General features: G+C 70.0%; 18 protein-coding genes and 1 pseudogene. 14 read left to right on the top strand and 5 right to left on the bottom strand.

Annotation, left to right across the window (positions count from 1 at the left end; all coding sequences use genetic code 11):
• Nucleotides 1-118 precede the first annotated feature (118 nt).
• Nucleotides 119-550, top strand: coding sequence for a pyrimidine dimer DNA glycosylase/endonuclease V (locus ACLIME_RS07125; RefSeq protein ID WP_079707123.1), 432 nt, complete (start codon nucleotides 119-121; stop codon nucleotides 548-550).
• An 84-nt stretch (nucleotides 551-634) separates the two neighbouring features.
• Nucleotides 635-916: a YdeI/OmpD-associated family protein gene (locus ACLIME_RS07120; protein ID WP_079707121.1), complete on the top strand. Its 282-nt coding sequence runs from the start codon at nucleotides 635-637 to the stop codon at nucleotides 914-916.
• 37 nt (nucleotides 917-953) lie between these two features.
• Here the strand turns inward: ACLIME_RS07120 and ACLIME_RS07115 are convergent, their stop codons facing one another.
• Nucleotides 954-1,586: a hypothetical protein gene (locus tag ACLIME_RS07115; protein ID WP_411558519.1), complete on the bottom strand. Its 633-nt coding sequence runs from the start codon at nucleotides 1,584-1,586 to the stop codon at nucleotides 954-956.
• Nucleotides 1,587-1,754: 168 nt separating this feature from the next.
• Between ACLIME_RS07115 and ACLIME_RS07110 the strand changes: the two genes are divergently transcribed.
• Nucleotides 1,755-2,795, top strand: a complete 1,041-nt coding sequence (locus ACLIME_RS07110) for an LLM class flavin-dependent oxidoreductase (protein WP_411558518.1) — start codon at nucleotides 1,755-1,757, stop codon at nucleotides 2,793-2,795.
• Between the two features lie 33 nt (nucleotides 2,796-2,828).
• On the opposite strand, the gene ACLIME_RS07105 is transcribed toward ACLIME_RS07110, so the two are convergent.
• Nucleotides 2,829-3,101 (bottom strand): protealysin inhibitor emfourin, encoded by a 273-nt coding sequence (locus ACLIME_RS07105; RefSeq protein WP_064294474.1) that lies wholly within the window; start codon nucleotides 3,099-3,101, stop codon nucleotides 2,829-2,831.
• A 41-nt stretch (nucleotides 3,102-3,142) separates the two neighbouring features.
• Entirely contained in the window at nucleotides 3,143-4,252 is a 1,110-nt protein-coding gene (locus tag ACLIME_RS07100; RefSeq protein WP_411558517.1) for a M4 family metallopeptidase, read from the bottom strand.
• Nucleotides 4,253-4,403: 151 nt separating this feature from the next.
• On the opposite strand from ACLIME_RS07100, the gene ACLIME_RS07095 reads away from it, so the two are divergent.
• The 5 genes from ACLIME_RS07095 to ACLIME_RS07075 all read left to right on the top strand — a co-directional run bounded on the left by ACLIME_RS07095 (nucleotide 4,404) and on the right by ACLIME_RS07075 (nucleotide 9,238).
• Nucleotides 4,404-5,567 (top strand): LLM class flavin-dependent oxidoreductase, encoded by a 1,164-nt coding sequence (locus tag ACLIME_RS07095; RefSeq protein ID WP_079707385.1) that lies wholly within the window; start codon nucleotides 4,404-4,406, stop codon nucleotides 5,565-5,567.
• Entirely contained in the window at nucleotides 5,564-6,193 is a 630-nt protein-coding gene (locus tag ACLIME_RS07090; RefSeq protein WP_411558516.1) for an FMN reductase, read from the top strand. Before ACLIME_RS07095 ends, ACLIME_RS07090 begins: the two co-directional genes overlap by 4 nt.
• A 148-nt stretch (nucleotides 6,194-6,341) precedes the next feature.
• Nucleotides 6,342-7,130: a hypothetical protein gene (locus ACLIME_RS07085; protein WP_411558515.1), complete on the top strand. Its 789-nt coding sequence runs from the start codon at nucleotides 6,342-6,344 to the stop codon at nucleotides 7,128-7,130.
• A gap of 102 nt (nucleotides 7,131-7,232) precedes the next feature.
• A complete protein-coding gene (gene rpsO / locus ACLIME_RS07080) occupies nucleotides 7,233-7,502 on the top strand; it encodes a 30S ribosomal protein S15 (RefSeq protein ID WP_056012204.1) in 270 nt (89 codons plus the stop codon).
• Nucleotides 7,503-7,750: 248 nt separating this feature from the next.
• The gene (locus ACLIME_RS07075) at nucleotides 7,751-9,238 is read left to right on the top strand and encodes an amino acid permease (protein WP_071262327.1); all 1,488 of its coding nucleotides are present in this window, start codon (nucleotides 7,751-7,753) and stop codon (nucleotides 9,236-9,238) included.
• Nucleotides 9,239-9,430: 192 nt separating this feature from the next.
• Here the strand turns inward: ACLIME_RS07075 and ACLIME_RS07070 are convergent.
• Nucleotides 9,431-9,868, bottom strand: a pseudogene (locus ACLIME_RS07070) (DedA family protein); the annotation flags it as partial.
• Nucleotides 9,869-9,985: 117 nt separating this feature from the next.
• Between ACLIME_RS07070 and ACLIME_RS07065 the strand changes: the two are divergent.
• Nucleotides 9,986-10,906, top strand: coding sequence for an NADP-dependent oxidoreductase (locus ACLIME_RS07065; RefSeq protein WP_411558514.1), 921 nt, complete (start codon nucleotides 9,986-9,988; stop codon nucleotides 10,904-10,906).
• Here the strand turns inward: ACLIME_RS07065 and ACLIME_RS07060 are convergent.
• Nucleotides 10,896-12,008: an acyltransferase family protein gene (locus ACLIME_RS07060; RefSeq protein ID WP_411558513.1), complete on the bottom strand. Its 1,113-nt coding sequence runs from the start codon at nucleotides 12,006-12,008 to the stop codon at nucleotides 10,896-10,898. The genes ACLIME_RS07065 and ACLIME_RS07060 overlap by 11 nt on opposite strands.
• 117 nt (nucleotides 12,009-12,125) lie before the next feature.
• Between ACLIME_RS07060 and ACLIME_RS07055 the strand changes: the two genes are divergently transcribed.
• From ACLIME_RS07055 to ACLIME_RS07035, 5 genes are all read left to right on the top strand, one after another.
• Nucleotides 12,126-13,208, top strand: coding sequence for an FUSC family protein (locus ACLIME_RS07055; protein ID WP_411558512.1), 1,083 nt, complete (start codon nucleotides 12,126-12,128; stop codon nucleotides 13,206-13,208).
• 301 nt (nucleotides 13,209-13,509) lie between these two features.
• Entirely contained in the window at nucleotides 13,510-15,801 is a 2,292-nt protein-coding gene (locus tag ACLIME_RS07050) for a polyribonucleotide nucleotidyltransferase (protein WP_079707114.1), read from the top strand.
• A gap of 194 nt (nucleotides 15,802-15,995) precedes the next feature.
• Nucleotides 15,996-17,144, top strand: a complete 1,149-nt coding sequence (gene pdhA, locus ACLIME_RS07045; protein ID WP_411558511.1) for a pyruvate dehydrogenase (acetyl-transferring) E1 component subunit alpha — start codon at nucleotides 15,996-15,998, stop codon at nucleotides 17,142-17,144.
• Nucleotides 17,141-18,187: an alpha-ketoacid dehydrogenase subunit beta gene (locus ACLIME_RS07040; protein ID WP_124769533.1), complete on the top strand. Its 1,047-nt coding sequence runs from the start codon at nucleotides 17,141-17,143 to the stop codon at nucleotides 18,185-18,187. The genes pdhA and ACLIME_RS07040 overlap by 4 nt, the downstream gene beginning before the upstream one ends.
• Nucleotides 18,184-19,527: a dihydrolipoamide acetyltransferase family protein gene (locus tag ACLIME_RS07035; RefSeq protein WP_411558510.1), complete on the top strand. Its 1,344-nt coding sequence runs from the start codon at nucleotides 18,184-18,186 to the stop codon at nucleotides 19,525-19,527. Before ACLIME_RS07040 ends, ACLIME_RS07035 begins: the two co-directional genes overlap by 4 nt.
• Nucleotides 19,528-19,645 lie beyond the last annotated feature (118 nt).

Genomic DNA, 19,645 nt, shown 5'->3' with positions numbered 1-19,645 from the left:
ACGGGATGGGGTGCGCGGAGACATGCACCTCAGCCTACGCGCGTCGCGGCAGGGCTCCGCGGCGAGGGGCAGGGGCTGCCCGGAGTCGGTTGTCAGCGCCCTCGGGCAGGATGGAGTCATGCGTCTCTGGTCGATCCATCCCCGGTACTTCGACGCCCAGGCGCTGACATCGTCCTGGCGTGAAGGGCTGATCGCCCAGCGGGTCCTGCAGGAGCCCGGATCGAGCCTCCGTGCACACCCGCAGCTCCAGCGCTTCCTCGAGGCCGACGAACCGTTGGAGGCGATCGCGGCCTACCTCAACGGTGTCGCCGACGAGGCGCAGGAGCGCGACATCGTCTTCGACCGTGCGCGTGTCGTTGCCTCCGGCGTCCTCCCGGAACCCCTCGTCGTGACCGACGGCCAGCTCGACTACGAATGGGGCAACCTGCGGCGACATCTGCTCGGACGCAGCCCGGACGTCGCGTCCCGATGGGCGAAGGTCTGGCGACCGCAGCCGCACCCGGTGTTCGTCGTCGTCGGTGGTGGCGTCGCCTCATGGGAACTCGCCTGAGGTCCTGACGGCCCGAGGACCCTGCCGAGGTCGGTCAGGACCGAGCTGCTCGACGGCTGCCGCCCGACCCACTACCGTTGCCGCATGGGCAGACACGCTGATGTGGGAGCCGCGCCGCTCTCGGCGACCGGCACGGTGGTGCGGCTGCGGCCGGACCTTGAGGAGGCGATCGACGACGCCGGTCGATTGTCGTTCTTCCGCGGCCTGCCGAACAGTGCACAGCGGGAACTCGCGATGTGGGTGGAGCGGTCCGACGACGCGCACCGGGATGCACGGATCGAAGCGGTCATCGAGTTGCTCGCCCAGCGGGCCGTGGAACTCCGGACGGCCGCTCCTGCGCGTACCGCGGGTGGTCAGCGGCGCTGACGGACACGCGTCGGCGCTCCAAGGGTGCCGGTAGGGCTCAGAACCCGAAGTCGCCGCCGCCACCGAAGTCGCCGCCGCCACCGACGTCGCCGAATCCACCGTCACCCCAGCCACCGCCGTCGGCGGAGCTGTCGGCTGCGGATGCGTCTGTCGCCGCGCCGTCTCCCGCCCCTGCCTCGGCACCGCTCTGATCGGTGCCACCGGCATCGGTCCCGACGGTGTCCGGGATGAACGCCTGCGCGATGGCCGAACCGACCACGACACCGGCGATGGTGCCGAGCATGGAGCTGGCCAGCATGCCACCGAAGCCCATCCCGCCGCCCTGCGGACCGAGGTTGCGCTCGAGGGTCCCGGGCTGCCGCACCTCGGCCCGGGTGGCCGAACGCGCGAGAGCCTTGGGGGAGTCGTCGGCCGGTGCCTCACCGGTCGGGGCGTCCTCCGACAACTGTCGGTACAGGATGCCCCGCTGCTCGGGGGTGAGCTTCGTGAAGGCCTCTTCGTGGACCTGTTCGATGGTCTCCGGCGGCGCGGTCCGCAGGAGGTAGCGGTAGCGTTCCACGGCGATCTCGTCCTCCGTCCGCGCGCGGGCCGGAGCCGGGTTCCCGCCGGCCGTCGCCTGGACAGGTCCATCGGACTCGGGGCGTCCGAGCAGTCGATCGAGGAATCCCATGCTGTGCTCCTTCACGGTCGCGGGCGTCCAGCGTACGCGTCAGGTGTGGCATCTGGCTTGGATCGCCCTGGGAATCCACTGCGGTCGCCGAGGCGGAATATGTCAGGCCGTCCGAGCGCTGCACCCTGATGCGTCTGTCGCCGTTCGGCAGCGCGACGAAAGGTGACCATGCGACTCTCGATACTGGATCTCATCCCCGTCCGCACCGACCAGGACACCGCGGCTGCCCTCGCAGCGACGATCGCCCTGGCGAAGCGCGCCGACGAGCTGGGGTACCACCGGTATTGGGTGGCCGAGCACCACAACATGCCGTCCGTCGCATCGACGAACCCCGCGGTCGTCATCGGCATCCTGGCCGCCGCCACGCAGCGCATCCGGGTCGGCTCCGGCGGCGTGATGCTCCCGAACCACGCGCCGCTCGTCGTCGCCGAGCAGTTCGCGCTCCTCGAGGCCTCCGCGCCCGGTCGCATCGACCTCGGCCTCGGCCGGGCACCGGGCAGCGACCCCGTCATCTCCGCCGTGCTCCGCCAGTCCGGCAACACGAGCGACGTCGACCGGTTCCCGAACAACGTGCAGGACATCGTCGCCCTCCTCGGCGTCGACGGCGCGAGCGTGCGGATGACCTCCGGCGAGGAGTACGCCCTGCGGGGAACGCCGAAGGCCGGCAGTGTGCCGGACGTGTGGTTGCTCGGTTCGAGCGACTACTCGGCGGCGCTCGCCGCAGCACTCGGACTGCCTTACGTCTTCGCGCATCACTTCTCCGGCCAGGGGACGGCTCGGGCCCTCGAGCTCTACCGGTCGAGTTTCCAGCCGTCCGCACATCTCGACGCGCCTCGCACCTTCCTGACCGCGAACGCCGTGGTCGCCGACACGGCCGCCGAGGCGGAGGCGTTGGCGCTCCCCAACCTGCAGCAGATGGCGAGACTGCGTTCCGGCAAGCCGCTCGGACCCATCGCGACCGTCGGAGAGGCCGCCGCGACCGAGCAGAGCGATCTCGAGCTCGGTTTCGTCGAGCAGATGCGCGCTGCCTGGATCATCGGCGACGCCGACCAGGCTGCGGCGGAGCTGCAGGGTCTCGCCGACCGCTTCGGTGTCGACGAGGTCATGGTGTCGCCCGTCGGGTCGGCACGGGAGGGCACGCCGTCGAACTCGGCGCCCGCACGTGAGCGGACGATCGAACTGCTGGCGGAGCGCTTCCCGCAGCACTGACGCCGTCGGCGTCGCGCGACTGGCGAGGAATCGTCAGTCGCGTGGCGGCTGGACGGCGCGCACCCGTTCGACGAGTTCCTGCCAGGGACCGGTGAGCTGCTGCTCGCCGAGGGTGGCCTCCTTGGGCGCGCATCTGATGCGGTAGACGTACCGATCCGGGACCGGTGGTCCTTGCGGGGTGTCGTCCCACGGGAGGCGGTCGAGCAGGACGATCCACCGGTCGACGTCGGGCTGCTCGTCGACGACGACCTCCCAGCGTCGGGTGAGACCGGCCACACCGCCGCTCCTCGTCACCGTGACCTTCATGCCGCGATGCTACTCCGCGAGCCCGGGCGCTGCCACGACGCTCAGGCGGACGGCTCGATACCGACGAGCGCCCACGCCTGCCCGACCGCGGCGTGCTCCTCCGAGTCCACACCGAACCTGGCGGCGGCCGCAGCGATCGTCGCCGCGGCGAAGGTCGCGAAGTCGGCGCGCTCCGACAGGCCGCCGACGAGGGTGTCGTACCAGATGAGCCCCGCACGCTCCCAGGCGTTGCCGCCGAGGGCGACGGCGAGCGTCGCGAACGCCCGGTTGGGGATGCCGGAGTTGAGGTGGACGCCTCCGTTGTCGTCGGTCGTCTCGATGTAGTCGTCGAAGTGCGCCGGCTGCGGGTCCTTGCCGAGGACGTCGTCGTCGTAGGCCGTACCCGGGGCGAGCATGGAACGCAGTGCGTTGCCCTCGACCTCGTCCGTGAAGAGCCCTTCGCCGATGAGCCAGGACGCCGATGCCGCGTCCTCGCCGCGCGCGTGCTGTTCGACGAGGGCGCCGAAGACGTCGGACACGTGTTCGTTGAGCGCTCCGGGCTGCCCCTCGTAGACGAGGTTCGCCGTGTACTGCGTCACGCCGTGGGCCAGCTCGTGGCCGATGACGCTCAAGGAGCTCGTGAAGCTGCGGAAGACCTCGCCGTCGCCGTCGCCGAAGACCATCTGCTCGCCGTTCCAGAACGCGTTGTCGTAGTCGTCGCCGTAGTGCACCGTGGCGAGCAAGGGCAGCCCGCGGCCGTCGATGGAGTCGCGTGCGAACGCCTCGGCGAAGAGGGCGTGGGTGTCTCCGAGGCCGTCGTAGGCGGCGGAGACCGCGGCGTCGCTGGTGGCGGGCTCACCCTCCGAGCGGACGAGCGTGCCCGGGAGGGTCTCGGTCCGCCGGGCGTCGTGGATGCTGCGCTCCGGGGTGCCGACCGGACGCTTGCCAGCCGTGGCGCTGCGCACGGGATCAGTGGTCCGCTCCGACCCGGGCTCGGGGAAGCGGTATGGTCGCGTGGCGAGCAGCGAGTACCGCGCGGCACTGGCGGCACGCGCCAGCTGTGGAGTGTCGAGTTCGGCGATGCGCTCGAGCAACCAGGGTGGGACGATGCCGCACACGTGCCGAGGGGCCGGTGTCGGCATGCTGGACGAAGGGTTCGGTGAGCCGTTCATGCGGTGATCCTGCCATAGCCCGCCGACACGGCGTACGGCTCGCGCGGCGCGCTGTGGACAGGATGCCGAACGGGCCGGGAATAGCGCGGGCGTGAACGCCGTTGTCCTGAATATCCATGCAAACGCATGAAAGAACGAGTGGGAGCGCATGATGCAATTCGGAATCTTCACGGTGGGGGATGTCACCACCGACCCGACCACCGGGATCACGCCCACCGAGCACGAGCGCATCGAGGCGATGGTCGCGATCGCTGTGAAGGCTGAGGAGGTCGGTCTCGACGTCTTCGCGACCGGCGAGCACCACAACCCGCCCTTCGTCCCGTCGAGCCCCACGACCATGCTCGGCTACATCGCGGCGAAGACCACGGACCTCATCCTCTCGACGAGCACGACGCTCATCACCACGAACGACCCGGTGAAGATCGCCGAGGACTACGCCATGCTGCAGCACCTGGCCGGCGGCCGGGTCGACCTCATCATGGGCCGCGGCAACACGGGGCCCGTCTACCCCTGGTTCGGCAAGGACATCCGCGAGGGCATCAACCTCGCGATCGAGAACTACGCGTTGCTCCACCGCCTCTGGCGAGAGGACTACGTCGACTGGCAGGGCCAGTTCCGCACCCCGCTGCAGGGCTTCCAGTCCACGCCGCGACCGCTCGACGGCGTGCCGCCCTTCGTGTGGCACGGCTCCATCCGGAGCCCCGAGATCGCCGAGCAGGCGGCCTACTACGGCGACGGCTTCTTCGCGAACAACATCTTCTGGCCGAAGGAGCACTACATGCGCCTCATCCAGCTGTACCGTCAGCGGTTCGAGCACTACGGACACGGCACGGCCGCGCAGGCGATCGTCGGACTCGGCGGTCAGGCGTTCATGGCGAAGAACTCGCAGGACGCCGTCGCCCAGTTCCGGCCGTACTTCGACAACGCCCCGGTGTACGGTCACGGGCCGACGCTCGAGGACTTCACCGAGCAGACGCCGCTCACCGTCGGCAGCCCGCAGCAGGTCATCGACCGGTACGCCGGGATGCGCGAGACCTTCGGCGACTACCAGCGTCAGCTGTTCCTCATGGATCACGCCGGGCTCCCGCTCGCGACGGTGCTCGACCAGCTCGAGATCCTCGGCGGCGAGGTCGTGCCGGTGCTGCGCAAGGAGTTCGCGAAGGACCGTCCGGCCGACGTGCCGGAGGCGCCGACGCACGCGTCGATGGTCGCGGCCGCTGAGGCGGAACTCGCTTCGCGCTCCGGTGCGGTCGAGACGAGCCGGGTCGCATCCGGTTCGGCGTTCGGCGCGGCGGCGGTCGGGGCGACCCGATGACCGCGAAGCGCACGCTCGCCGTCGTGTCGGCCGGCCTCAGTCAACCGTCGTCCACACGCCTCCTCGCCGACCGCCTCCGCGACGCCACCGTGGCGCGCCTCGAGCAGGACGGGTACGAGGTCGAGACGACGTCGATCGAGCTGCGCGACCTCGCGCAGGACATCACGAACAACCTGCTGACCGGGTTCCCCAGTCCACGGTTGTCCGAGGCGATCGAAGCCATGACCGCCGCCGACGGCGTGATCGCGGTGACGCCGATCTTCTCCTCCAGCTACTCCGGTTTGTTCAAGTCGTTCTTCGACGTGGTGGAGCCGACCGCCTTGACCGGGGTGCCCGTCGCCCTCGGTGCGACGGGTGGGTCGGCCAGGCATTCGCTCGCCCTCGAATACGCCGTGCGTCCCTTGTTCGCCTACCTGCGGGCGGTGACCGTGCCGACCGCCGTGTTCGCGGCCTCCGAGGACTGGGGGTCGGGCGACGCGCAGGTCGGCGCCCTGCCGGCGCGGATCGACCGCGCGGCCGGCGAGTTGAGCGCACTCGTGGCGGCCTCGGACCGTTCCGGGCGCCTGGACGACCCGTTCGCGCTCGATCGCCCGTTCTCCGAGCTGCTCGGCGGTCTCGGGGCCTGATCGGACGTCTCCGTCCGATCGCCCCGATGCGGGCGGGGATCGGCGGGTGCGGTCCCGGCCTCCGTCGTTCCCAGGCTCGGCGCCCCGGTCTTTGGGATACTGGTGGCGTGCGTCGCCGTCCGGCGTCGCCGGAGGGAGTGGTGGCCAGGTGATCCCCGGAGCGCGTCGACTCGGTTCGCTGCTGCAGCGCGCCGCTCGTGCCGCGGCGCTCGCCGTGGTGGCGGTGTCGCTCGGCGCCGGATCCGTCGTCCTGCCGCTCGCCGCGTCAGCTCCCGCGTCGGCCGCCGGCACTGGCACGATCGAGAGCCCGACCGACGGCGACACCGTCTACCGCGTCGACTACACCCTGGACGGCGAGCAGGTGAGCGGATTCGACGTCACCGGTACCGCCGACCCGGGTGCCGACGTCGTGCTGTCCTACTGGCGCTCGATCGACCTGTACGACTCGGCGAAGGCCTGCTTCAGCAGCTCTACGGCCGATGATGCGTCGTGCGACCTGCAGTCCACCGGCGGGACGGGGGCGACCGAGTTCCGCTTCGACGGGCAGCCGATCGAGATCGGGAGCGACGGCCGATGGTCCACCAGGATCAACATGACCCAGTGGCTGCGCGGCGCGGACGCGGGGGAGTACGACATCACCCTCGCCCTCGTGTCGACGAACGCCGACGGCGGGGCCACGCTCGGCGACCCGGTCCGGCTCGTCTACGACTCCACGACGACCGCCGAGGCGGCGGAGGCGGCCGCTGAACCCGCGCCGAACGCCGGTGCCGGACCGCCGCTCTGGGTCTGGCTGCTCCTCGCCTTCCTGATCCTGGACCTCATCGCGCTCGCCCTCATCCTCGTGCTGCGGCGCCGACGTCGGGTTGCAGCCAGCGAAGCGGAGGAACGGGCGAACGCGAAGCGGCGCTCGACGCACCGCGAACCTCCCACGCTCTGAACCTGCTAGAATCACAAGGTTGCCGTCGAACGGCCGCGGATCAAGAGAGCCCACGCATCAGGCGACGGGCACCGCGCAACGAACAGAGAGGGGATCACCACTATGGCGCTTGAAGGAGACCGTAAGAAGGCGATCATCGAAGAGTACGCAACCCACCCAGGTGACACCGGATCCCCCGAGGTCCAGGTGGCGGTCATGACCCGCCGCATCAAGGACCTCACCGAGCACCTCAAGGAGCACAAGCACGACCACCACTCGCGTCGTGGCCTGCTGCTCCTGGTCGGACAGCGTCGCCGCCTCCTCGGCTACCTCCAGGCCGTCGACATCGAGCGCTACCGCTCGCTGATCGAGCGCCTCGGACTCCGCCGCTAGGCAGCACTCTGAACCCTCCGCCAGCTCACGAGACCCACGGTCCCTGAGCCTGTCGAAGGGCGCTGACACCGCGAGCTTCTTCGTGACGGGCCGTCATCCTCCGGGATGGCGGCCCGTTCGTGTTCGATCAGGAACGCTGCAGCTGGAGAACATCCCGTCTGCGACTCGACCTCGGCCTGCTCATCTGGCAAGGTCGAGAGTCGGCTTCGAGCGAGGCCACGAGGTACCGCACCACGGCAAGGAGCACCATGAGCATCTGGCGGACGAAGAGCATCGAGGACTCCCTCGCGGATTCCAGCGTCGAAGGGCGCAGTCTGAAGCGCACCCTCGGCACCTGGGACCTCATGATCATGGGTGTCGCGGTCGCGGTCGGCGCCGGCATCTTCTCCGTCGGAGCCAAGGCCGCGGGCAACTACGCGGGCCCATCCGTGTCGCTCGCGTTCATCCTCGCGGCCGTCACCTGTGCCCTCGCCATCATGTGCTACGCGGAGTTCGCCTCCACGGTGCCCGTCGCCGGCTCCGCCTACACCTTCACCTACGCCACCCTCGGTGAGCTCCTCGCGTGGATCATCGGATGGGACCTCATCCTGGAGATGCTCACGGCGGCCGCCGTCATCGCCAAGTACTGGGGCATCTACCTCAGCAACGTCTTCCTGCTCTGGGGCTGGGACGTGCCGAGCGAGCTCGACGTCTTCGGGCTCAAGGTCAGCTGGGGCGCGTTCGTCATCGTCGCGATCTTCACCACCCTGCTCGTCCTCGGGACGAAGCTGTCCTCGCGTGTCGCGAGCGTCTTCACGATCATCAAGGTCGCGATCGTCATCTTCGTCATCGTCGTCGGCGCCTTCTTCGTCAAGGCCGCGAACTACACGCCGTTCATCCCCGACGAGGTCCCGACGAAGGGCGGGGCGTCCGACGCCTGGTCGCAGTCGCTGTTCTCCTTCATGACGGGGGCAGCGCCCGCACAGTACGGCGTCTTCGGTCTGCTCGCCGGTGCCTCCCTCGTCTTCTTCGCCTTCATCGGGTTCGACGTCGTCGCCACGAGCGCGGAAGAGGTCAAGAACCCGCAGCGCAACCTGCCGCGCGGCATCTTCGGTGGCCTCGCCATCGTGACCGTCCTCTACGTCGGGGTGAGCCTCGTCCTCACCGGCATGGTGCCGTACACGACGCTCGCCGAGGCTGAGGACCCCTCACTCGCGACGGCGTTCATCGCGGTGGGCGCGGACTGGGCGGCGCAGGTGATCTCGATCGGCATCCTCGCCGGCCTGACGACCGTCATCATGGTGCTCCTGCTCGGCCTCGCCCGCGTGGTCTTCGCCATGAGCCGCGACGGCCTGCTCCCGCGCTCGCTCAGCGTCACCTCCGAGAAGCGCAAGACACCCGTGCGGGTGCAGCTCATCGTCGGCGCGCTCGTCGCGCTGATCGCCGGCCTGACCGACGTGGGCATCCTCGAGGAGATGATCAACATCGGGACGCTCTCCGCGTTCGTGCTCGTCAGCATCGCCGTGATCGTGCTGCGGAAGAAGTATCCAAAGCTGCCGCGCGCATTCCGTGTCCCGTGGTCGCCGTTCCTCCCGATCCTCTCAGCGGTGCTCTGCGTCTGGCTCATGCTCAACCTGACGACGCTCACCTGGGTGCGGTTCCTCGTCTGGCTGGCGCTCGGCTTCATCATCTACTTCGCCTACAGCCGCCGCCACTCCATCGTCGGTAAGAAGGCCAGGGGCGAACTCGTCGAGTGAGGCACGAGAGCGCTGTCGCCGTGCGGCGAATGCCGCGCTGATCCGGTCGACGGTCACGCCGACGCCGACCGCGACGACGATGGACACCGCCGTCGCGAGCACCGGCTGGCCCGGGAGCAAACGACCGACGACGGCGCCGACGCCGACGTTCCAGAGCGCCCACGCGAGACCTGCCACGAGCGTGATGGGGAGGTACCGTCGTGGGCGGAGCCCACTCGCCCCTGCGACGAGGTTGACCGCGATGCGCGCGAACGGGATGTACCGGGCGGTGAGGATGGCGGCCGCAGCACGTCGGTCGAGCGCCGCGCCGGCGCGGTCGATGGCCCGCGCGACCCGGGGTCGCCGCATCCAGGCGAACCGCGTGGTCCCGATGCGGCGGCCGAGGACGTAGCAGGACACGTCGCCGGTCACGGCACCCGCCCACGCCACACCGATGAGGAGAGCGAGGTCCGGCGAGCCGCTCGACGCCGAGATCGCGCCGAGCGCCGTCACCGCGGTCTCGCTCGGCAGGACGACCAGGAAGGCGTCGGCGACCGTCAGCAGGTACAGGGCCGCGAACACCCAGCCGGACGTCGCGATGGCGAGCAACCACGCCGTGATCGCCGCCTGCAGCTCATCGACCCATCCCATGCCCGCGATTCTCGCCCGGCCGGGTGAACGGCATGTGACGTACTCACTCTCCCGGGTGGTCCTCGTCCGGGAAGCGTGTGAGCATGGAGGTCGGCGACGGCCGACGGAGGAGACATCATGGCGAGGTTCGTGCGGTTCGACCGGTTCGGTGGCCCCGAGGTGTTCCACCTCGTCGAGGGCGACATCCCGGTGCCCGGACACAACGAGGTCCGTGTCCGCGTCCTCGCCGCGGGCCTGAACCCCGTGGACCACAAGCTCGCGGCATCACCCGAATCGCTCGCCTCCTTCGGCCGGGACGTCCCGAGCGGGAACGGCAACGACTTCGCCGGGGTGGTGGACGGCGTGGGGAGCGGCGTCCAGGGATTCGCGACCGGCGACCACGTCTACGGCGGACACCGGTTCCACGCGCAGGCGGACTTCCTCATCGCTCCGGCCGGCATCCTCCATCATGTGCCGGACGGGCTCACCATCGAGCAGGCCGGCGCCCTCGACATCGCGGGACGCGCGGCGATCGCATCGGTCGCCGCCGTCGGCGTCCAGCAGCCGGACACGGTGCTCGTGAGTGCTGCGGCCGGCGGGGTCGGCGTGCTCGCGGCACAGCTCGCCAGGCGGACGGGCGCGGTCGTGCTCGGCACCGCCGGCGCGGCCAATCAGGAGTTCCTCCGCGGTCTCGGCATCATCCCCGTCCAGTACGGCGACGGGCTGCGCGAGCGTGTCCTCGAGGCGGCCCCCGGCGGGATCACCGCCGTCATCGACACCCACGGCCGGCCGACCCTCGAGCTGGCGCGCGACCTCGGCGTCGCGCCGGAGCGGGTCAACACGATCGCGGACCGACCGTTCGCCGCCGAGCACGGGTTCCGGGGCGTCGGCGGACAGGACGCGACACTCGACGAGCTGGCCGCGCTCGGCGAGTCGATCGCGCGTGGTGAGATCGTCCTCCCCATCGACAGCGTGTGGCCCATCGAGCGGGTCGTCGACGCCTACCGCCACCTCATCGACGGTCACGTCCGCGGGAAGGTCGTCCTCGTCACCTCGTGACGTCGCGGCGGGACCCGGTCGGGTCGCTCCGAGGGGGCTCCGGGTCGAAGGCCCGCTTGCGACTGAAGATGAACGCCGCGCGGGGTTCGATGAGCGGTCTCGTGATGCGGCGCACCGGTCCGCTGGAGAGCACGATGACGATCAGGACCGACAGCACCAGCAGGCCGAGGAGGACGAGCTCGGGGCTGCCCGTGTCGGTGAGTACGCCCGACTCACGCAGGGGGTAGAGCACGAAGGAGTGCAGCAGGTAGACGTACATCGTCGACTGTCCGTACCGGGTGATCCACGACTGGCCGCGGGGGACGAGCACGAAGAACGCCGCGGTGAGGACGACGGCCAGCAGGATCGCCGCGAGTCGCACCAGGCCGCCCGTCCCGTCCTCGTTGCCGAGCGCGGTGTACCCCCGGTCGTAGAAGAACCAGTAGCGCAGGTCGATGCGCCGCCACAGGTCGATCCCGACGACGAGGACGACCGCCCACACGATGAGGACGGCGGCGGCGGCGATCCGGATCCACCAGGCCCTCGTGCGGACGAGACGCCAGCGGTCCACGAGCCGCCAGCGGTTGATCTGCCACCCGAGCACGAAGAACGGGAGGATCCCGAGTGCGCGCGAGAGTGAGAACGTGCTGTCGACGTTGTCGAGGTAACCGACGCCGATCGAGATCACGACGCTCCAGAACAATGGCCAGCGCAGGAGCGCGAGATAGGGCAGGACGAGGCGGAAGATGCCGAGCGCGAGGAGGAACCAGAGGGTCCACGACGGTTGGGTCGGGTTGAACGCGCGCTTGCCCTCGACGAGGAACTGCACGAGGGACCAGATCCCCTCCATGATCAGGTAGGGCAGGAGGATGTCCGTGATCACCCGACGCATCTGTCGTCGTCCGGGAGGGGCCGACTTCGAGAAGTACCCGCTGATGATCGCGAACGCCGGCATGTGGAAGGCGTAGAGGAACAGGTACACGACGAGCGCGGTGTCGGACTCGGAGGTCAGGCGTTGGATCGCGTGGCCCATGACCACGAGCGTGATGCACGCGAAACGGGCGTTGTCCCAGAACGGGACGCGCTGCTTCGGGCGAGCGGCTGCCGGCGCGGGATGCGTCAACGTCACCTCCTGGGGTCCGCACCAGCGTAGCCCGGGGCGACCCGCGCGACGACGGGGCCCGGGCGCCGGGCTCAGGATGGCGTAGCGTTGGATGGTTGCACGAGAGCGGAGGACCGGATGGCTGAACGCGGTCTGAAGACCTCGCTGATCAGCTTCGCGCCATCGCCCAAGCGCTGGCCGGCCGCCCTCACGGCCGCGATAGCGATGGCCGTGCCGGTCGCGGTCGCGACGTTCTTCGGACTCACGCCGCTCGGCCTGCTCACCGGCCTCGGGGCGTTCACCGCGCTCTACTGCGCGCCCCTCAGCCGCCGGGACCGTCTGCGGGTGCTGCCGCTCATCGGAGCAGGACTCGTCACGGCCGCGGCGCTGGGTGTCGCGATGTCGGGTTCTCGGCCGCTGACCGCGATCGGCCTCATCGTCGTCGGGTCGGTGGTGATCTGGCTGGTGCAGGGCATCGTCCTCGGCCCTCCGGGCGCGCTGTTCTTCATCCTCGTGTTCGGCATCGCCGGCCACCTGACCGCGCCCGTCCCGATCGGCGGCGCCGGGCTCGACGGCGGACTGGTCATCCTGCTCGTGGCGGCCGGTTCCGCCTTCGCCTCGCTGGTGGTCGTCGCGCCGTTGCTCGTGCCGGCGGTCCGCCGCGGCGCGGGGAAGCCGACGCCGATGCGCGTGCTGTTCCCCGAGTACCGGCTGAGCGCGACCGACCGCCGGATCGCGACCCGCCTCACGGTCGCGCTCGCGATCAGTGCGACCCTCGGAGCGGTCCTCGGCCTCGGTCACGGGTACTGGATCGCGGGGTCCGCCGTCGCGATCCTCAGCGTCGGGCACTCGCGCACCCTGAGCGCGACACGCGGCGTGCACCGCGTGCTCGGGACGGTCGTCGGCGCCGGGATCTTCCTCGCCGTGGCCTCGCTCCAGCCGCACGGCTACATCCTCGCGCTCGTGCTCGCCGCCCTGCAGTTCACGATCGAGCTCGTCGTCATCCGGCACTACGCGTTGGCGCTCGTCTTCATCACGCCGCTCGTGCTCATCATCAGCACGTCCTCGTCGACGCAACCGGTGCTCGCGATCGTGGGAGAGCGCGTGCTCGACACCCTCCTCGGAGCGGCCGTCGCGATGGTCCTCCTGCTCGTGTCGTGGGGACGTGACCGTCGGCGCGCGGCGTCTCCCGACGCTCCTGGCACCCCGCCCATCACCTGAGGATCCGTGTCGTTCCGGGGATCGCCGAACCCCCCTCTGCTAGGCTGACCGACGGCGGACCGTGATGGTCCGCTCCGCGCACAGCCAGCCGACAGGAAGCTGGTCCTCGGTGGTGTATCCCTCGCGATCCGCGGGTGGTGTTCTACTGGTGGCCAGCCAAGTCCCGGAAGACCGGGCGGCTTGAGCAAGTACTGCGGCTGTGTTGCGCGCTGCATCATGCACGACCGCGCTCGACGGCGCGTCCATTCGGGACGCGCGGCCCGTCACTCGACGGGAGCGCACACGTACGAAGGAGAGACCTGTGGAAGGTCCAGAAATCAAGTTCGCCGAGGCCGTTCTCGACAACGGCAAGTTCGGCAAGCGCACGGTCCGGTTCGAAGCCGGCCGCCTCGCGCAGCAGGCACAGGGCGCGATCGCCGCGTACCTCGACGAGGAGACCATGCTCCTCTCGGCCACCTCGGCCGGAAAGCACCCCAAGGACAACTTCGACTTCTTCCCCCTCACGGTGGACGTCGAGGAGCGCTCCTACGCCGCCGGCAAGATCCCCGGTTCGTTCTTCCGTCGTGAGGGCCGCCCCTCGACCGAGGCGATCCTCGTCTGCCGCCTCATCGACCGGCCGCTGCGCCCGTCGTTCGTCACCGGCCTCCGCAACGAGGTCCAGATCGTCATCACCGTCCTCTCGATCGCTCCGGGTGAGTTCTACGACGCCCTCGCGATCAACGCGGCGTCGATGTCCACCCAGATCTCGGGTCTGCCGTTCTCCGGTCCGATCGGCGCCGTCCGTCTCGCGCTGATCCCCGGCCAGGCCGGCGAGGCCGACCAGTGGGTCGCCTTCCCGAAGGTCGACCAGCTCGAGGAGGCCGTCTTCGACATCATCGTCGCCGGTCGCATCGTGACCGACGCCAACGGCAACGAAGACGTCGCGATCATGATGGTCGAGGCGGAAGCCACCGAGAACAGCTGGAACCTCATCAAGGGCGGCGCCACGAAGCCCGACGAGGCGGTCGTCGCTGCCGGCCTCGAGGCCTCCAAGCCGTTCCTCAAGCAGCTCGTCAAGGCGCAGAGCGAACTCGCCGCTCAGGCGGCCAAGGAGATCGCGGCCTACCCCGTGTTCCTCCCGTACACGCAGGAGAGCTACGACGCGGTCGCCGGTCTCGCACACGACGAACTGGTGAACGTCTACCAGATCGCCGACAAGATCGAGCGCCAGAACGCCGACGACGCCCTCAAGGACCGCGTCAAGGCTGAGATCACCGAGCGCGTCGAGGCCGGTTCGCTCGACGCCGAGGTGCTCACCCAGTTCTCGGCGGCCTACAAGTCCGTCTCGAAGGTCGTCATGCGCGGCCGTGTCCTCCGCGAGGGCATCCGCATCGACGGCCGTGGCCTGACCGACATCCGTCCGCTCGACGCCGAGGTGCAGGTCATCCCGCGCGTCCACGGTTCCGCGATCTTCCAGCGCGGCGAGACCCAGATCCTGGGTGTCACCACGCTGAACATGCTCAAGATGGAGCAGCAGATCGACTCGCTGTCGCCCGTCACGAAGAAGCGTTACCTGCACCACTACAACTTCCCGCCCTACTCGACCGGTGAGACCGGCCGGGTCGGTTCGCCGAAGCGTCGCGAGATCGGGCACGGCTTCCTCGCCGAGCGCGCACTCGTGCCGGTGCTGCCGAGCCGCGAGGAGTTCCCCTACGCGATCCGTCAGGTCTCCGAGGCCCTCGGGTCCAACGGTTCGACCTCGATGGGTTCCGTCTGCGCCTCGACCCTGTCGCTGCTGAACGCCGGTGTGCCCCTCCGCGCACCCGTCGCCGGTATCGCCATGGGCCTCATCTCCGACGTCGTCGACGGTGAGACCCGCTACGCGGCGCTCACCGACATCCTCGGCGCCGAAGACGCCCTGGGCGACATGGACTTCAAGGTCGCCGGTACCTCCGAGTTCGTCACGGCCATCCAGCTCGACACGAAGCTCGACGGCATCCCGACCTCGGTCCTGACCGGTGCGCTCCAGCAGGCCAAGGACGCCCGCACGACGATCCTCTCCGTGCTGAACGCGGCGATCGACGCTCCCGACGAGATGGCGCCGACCGCGCCTCGCGTCATCAGCGTCCAGATCCCCGTCGACAAGATCGGCGAGCTGATCGGCCCGAAGGGCAAGACGATCAACTCGATCCAGGACGAGACCGGCGCCGACATCTCCATCGAGGAGGACGGCACCGTCTACATCGGCGCCGTCGACGGTCCGTCGGCCGAGGCCGCTCGTGCCCAGGTCAACGCGATCGCGAACCCCACCAACCCGGAGGTCGGCGAGCAGTTCCTCGGAACCGTCGTCAAGATCGCCGCGTTCGGCGCGTTCGTCTCGCTGCTCCCGGGCAAGGACGGCCTGCTGCACATCTCCGAGGTCCGCAAGCTCGCCGGTGGCAAGCGTGTGGAGAACGTCGAAGACGTGCTCGGCGTCGGCCAGAAGATCCTCGTCGAGATCACGAAGATCGACGACCGCGGCAAGCTCTCGCTCGCTCCGGTCGTCGCCGATGAGGCCGACACGCACGGCAGCGACGCTGCCAGCGAGGGTCCTGAGGCCCCGGCCGAAGGCTAGGTCTCACCAGCTGCACCCGAACGCCCGTCCCGCCTCTGCGGGGCGGGCGTTCGCCGTTGCGCGGAGTGTCGACGGTTGAGCGCCAGGGGGATCCGGCGTAGCCTCGGACCACCTCGCGATGACGCGAGGGCACGGCATCGCTCACGAGGCACCGCCGTGAGGTCACCGAACTCAAGGCGGCGTGCATCGTGTCGATGGAGACTCACACCCAATTCCCGCAGGATTCCGACGAGCGGGGCGGTGATGCACGCGAACCGGTCCCGGGCGACCACGGGTGCGTCCAGCTCCTCGATCCGGACGGCGTCCGGCAGGAGGACGCCCTCTACGACCTCTTCGTCGCCGACCTCGGTCACGCCGAGCTGCTCGCGCTCTACGAGGACATGGTCGTCACGCGTCGCATCGACACGGAGGCGACGGCTCTGCAACGGCAGGGCGAGATCGGTCTGTGGCCACCGTCGCTCGGGCAGGAGGCCGCCCAGGTGGGGTCGGCGCGGGTCCTGCGGCGCGGGGACTTCGTCTTCACGAGCTACCGCGAACAGGCCGTCGCCTACTGCCGTGGCGTCGAACTCGACCAACTGATGGCGATGTGGCGGGGGACCGCGCTGTCGGGCTGGGACCCGTTCGCGGTCGGCATGGCGACGCCGGCGGTCATCATCGGGGCCCAGACGCTCCATGCGACGGGCTACGCGATGGGCTGTCAGCGCGACGGGTCCGACGCGGTGGCCGTGGCCTACTTCGGCGACGGGGCGACGAGCCAGGGCGACGTGAACGAGGCGCTGGTGCTGGCCGCGAGCTTCCAGGCACCCGTGGTCTTCTTCTGCCAGAACAACCAGTACGCGATCTCCGAGCCCGTCGGGCTGCAGGCCCAGCGCCCCATCGCGGACCGGGCACCGGGCTTCGGGGTGCCGAGCATGCGGGTCGACGGCAACGACGTGCTCGCCGTGACGGCGGCGATGCGGATCGCCGTCGACCGCGCACGTTCCGGTGGTGGGCCGACCTTCATCGAGGCCGTCACCTACCGCATGGGGCCGCACACCACCTCGGACGATCCGACGCGGTACCGGGACGAGAGCGAGGTCGCGTCGTGGCGTGCGAAGGATCCGATCACCCGTCTCGAGCGTCTGCTGGAGTCCGAAGGGGTCCTCGACGAGACGGCCCGAGCCCACGTCGCGTCCGTCGCCGACGCCGCGGCCGCCCGGGTCCGTGCGGGGTGCCTCGCCTTGCCTGCCCCTCACCCGCTCTCGCTCTTCGACGAGGTCTACGCCACCGCCCACCCCGGGCTCGAACGGCAACGCGAGGAGTACCGCTCCTACCTCGCGATGTTCGACGGTGGTGCCCGATGACCACGCTCACCCTCAGCAAGGCGATCAACACCGGACTGCACCACGCCCTCGCCGATGACGACCGGGTCCTGTTGCTCGGCGAGGACATCGGCCGACTCGGCGGGGTGTTCCGGGTGACCGACGGCCTCCAGGCTGAGTTCGGCGCCGATCGCGTCGTCGACATGCCGCTGGCGGAGTCCGCGATCATCGGAGCAGCGATCGGTCTGGCGTTCCGAGGCTTCCGCCCGGTGTGCGAGATCCAGTTCGACGGGTTCATCTATCCGGGCTTCGACCAGATCGTCGCGCAGTTGGCGAAGCTGCACTACCGGACGAAGGGCGCCGTGCGGATGCCGGTCACCATCCGGGTGCCGTACGGCGGAGGAATCGGCGCCGTCGAGCACCATTCCGAGTCCCCGGAGGCGTACTTCGCGCACACGGCGGGACTGCGCGTGGTGACGTGCTCGGACCCCCAGGACGCGCACACCATGATCCGTCAGGCGATCGCGTGCGACGACCCGGTGCTGTTCTTCGAACCGAAGCGGCGGTACTGGACGAAGGGTGAGGTCCTCGACGACCTCCCCGCCGATCCGCTCGCGTTCACCCGTGCGCGGACCGTTCGCGCCGGCACGGACGCGACGCTGGTCGCCTACGGTCCGCTCGTCCAGACGGCGCTCGAGGCTGCGGAGGCCGCGGCCGACGAGGGTGTCGACCTGGAGGTGATCGACCTCCGATCCCTCGCGCCCCTGGACGTCGACGCGGTCGCCGCCTCGGTCGAGAAGACCGGGCGACTCGTCATCACGCACGAGGCGCAACGCTCGGGAGGGGTCGGAGCCGAACTGGCGGCCTCGATCACCGAACGCTGCTTCGACCTCCTCGAAGAGGCCCCGGTGCGGGTGACGGGGTTCGACACCCCCTACCCCGCGTCGGCGCTCGAGGACCACTTCCTCCCGGACCTCGACCGGATCCTGGACGGGGTGGATCGCGCGCTGGGGCGTCGGTCCTCGGCCTCCGCTGTGGGCAGGGCCGATGCCCGGCCTGTGACCGGTGGGGAGGGACGGCGATGAAGCGGTTCTCCCTACCCGATCTCGGTGAAGGTCTGACCGAGAGCGAACTCGTGTCCTGGCGCGTCGCCGTCGGCGACCACGTCGAGCTCAACCAGGTGATCGCCGAGGTCGAGACCGCGAAGGCGCTCGTCGAACTGCCCGCGCCGACCGCCGGCGTGGTCACGAGGCTCCACGTCGAACCGGGGACGACGGTCCTCGTCGGCGAAGCGCTCGTCGACTTCGCGCCCGATGGTGAGACCGCTCCGCCCCCGTCGGTCCCCGAGGCCGACCGAGCGGAGGTCGACCGTCCGAGTGGGGCGGCGGACCGCGAGCCGGTCCTCGTCGGCTACGGCCCTCGCACGGCGAGCGGTGAACGGCCACGGCGTCGTGCCCGGTCCGCCGGCGATGACACACCTGCCCCGGCGCACACCGCCCCGGTGCCGGAGCGTTCCCGGCCCCGCGCGACACCGCCGGTCCGGCGACTCGCGCGCGATCTGGGCGTCGACCTCGGAACGCTCGTCGGCACCGGTGTCGGTGGTCGGATCGCGCGTGAGGAGGTCGAGCGCGCTGCGACCGGCCTGAGCGGGCAGCTGCCGGAGCGTGCTCGCGGAGCGGGAGCGGCACCGGCCGGGACCCCAGAGGCGCCGGCCACGGCGGCCGATGGGTCGGTGCGTCGGCCGATCACGGGGGTCAGGCGCCGGACCGCCGAGGCGATGGTGAACAGTGCGTTCACGGCGCCCCACGTCACGGAGTTCCTGACGGTCGACGTGACGCCGACGATGTCCCTGCTGGACGCGCTCGCCCGCTCGCCTCGGACCGGGGACCACCGGGTCAACATCCTGACCGTCCTCGCCAAAGCGGTGTGCATCGCCGTGAGACGCACTCCCGCGGTCAACGCGAGTTGGGACGAGGCTGCCGGGGAGATCGTCGAGTACGGCCACGTCGGACTCGGGATCGCCGCAGCGACGCCGCGAGGACTCCTCGTGCCGAACATCGCTCGGGCCGAGGAGCTCAGCCTGTTCGAGCTCGCGGACGCCGTGTCGGACCTCGTCCGCACCGCCCGCGAGGGACGCACCGCTCCGGCGGAACTGCGAGGGGGGACGATCACGATCTCCAACGTCGGCGTCTTCGGCGTCGACGCGGGGACACCCATCCTGAACCCCGGTGAGGCGGCGATCATCGCGCTCGGTGCCGTCCGTCGCCAGCCGTGGGAGTTCGAGGGGCAGGTCGCGCTGCGACACGTCGTGACGCTGTCGCTGTCGTTCGACCATCGGCTCATCGACGGAGCGCAGGGGTCCCGTTTCCTCGTCGACCTCGGGACGATGCTCTCCGATCCGGCGATGGTCCTGACGATGGTGTGATCGTCGAGTCCAGGCCCTCGCGCTCGCCGGCCCCGGCGGCCGTTCGGGCCTGGACGCGACGGCCGCGACGTGGCATCGTGCATCGTGTACGCATCGGGAATCAGCAAAGGAGCGGCTC

The organism is Plantibacter sp. MPB07, from assembly GCF_046619465.1.
GTDB lineage: Bacteria > Actinomycetota > Actinomycetes > Actinomycetales > Microbacteriaceae > Plantibacter > Plantibacter auratus.
The sequence above is the reverse complement of the archived record's forward strand: the minus strand, read 5'-3'. Positions and strand labels throughout refer to the sequence as shown.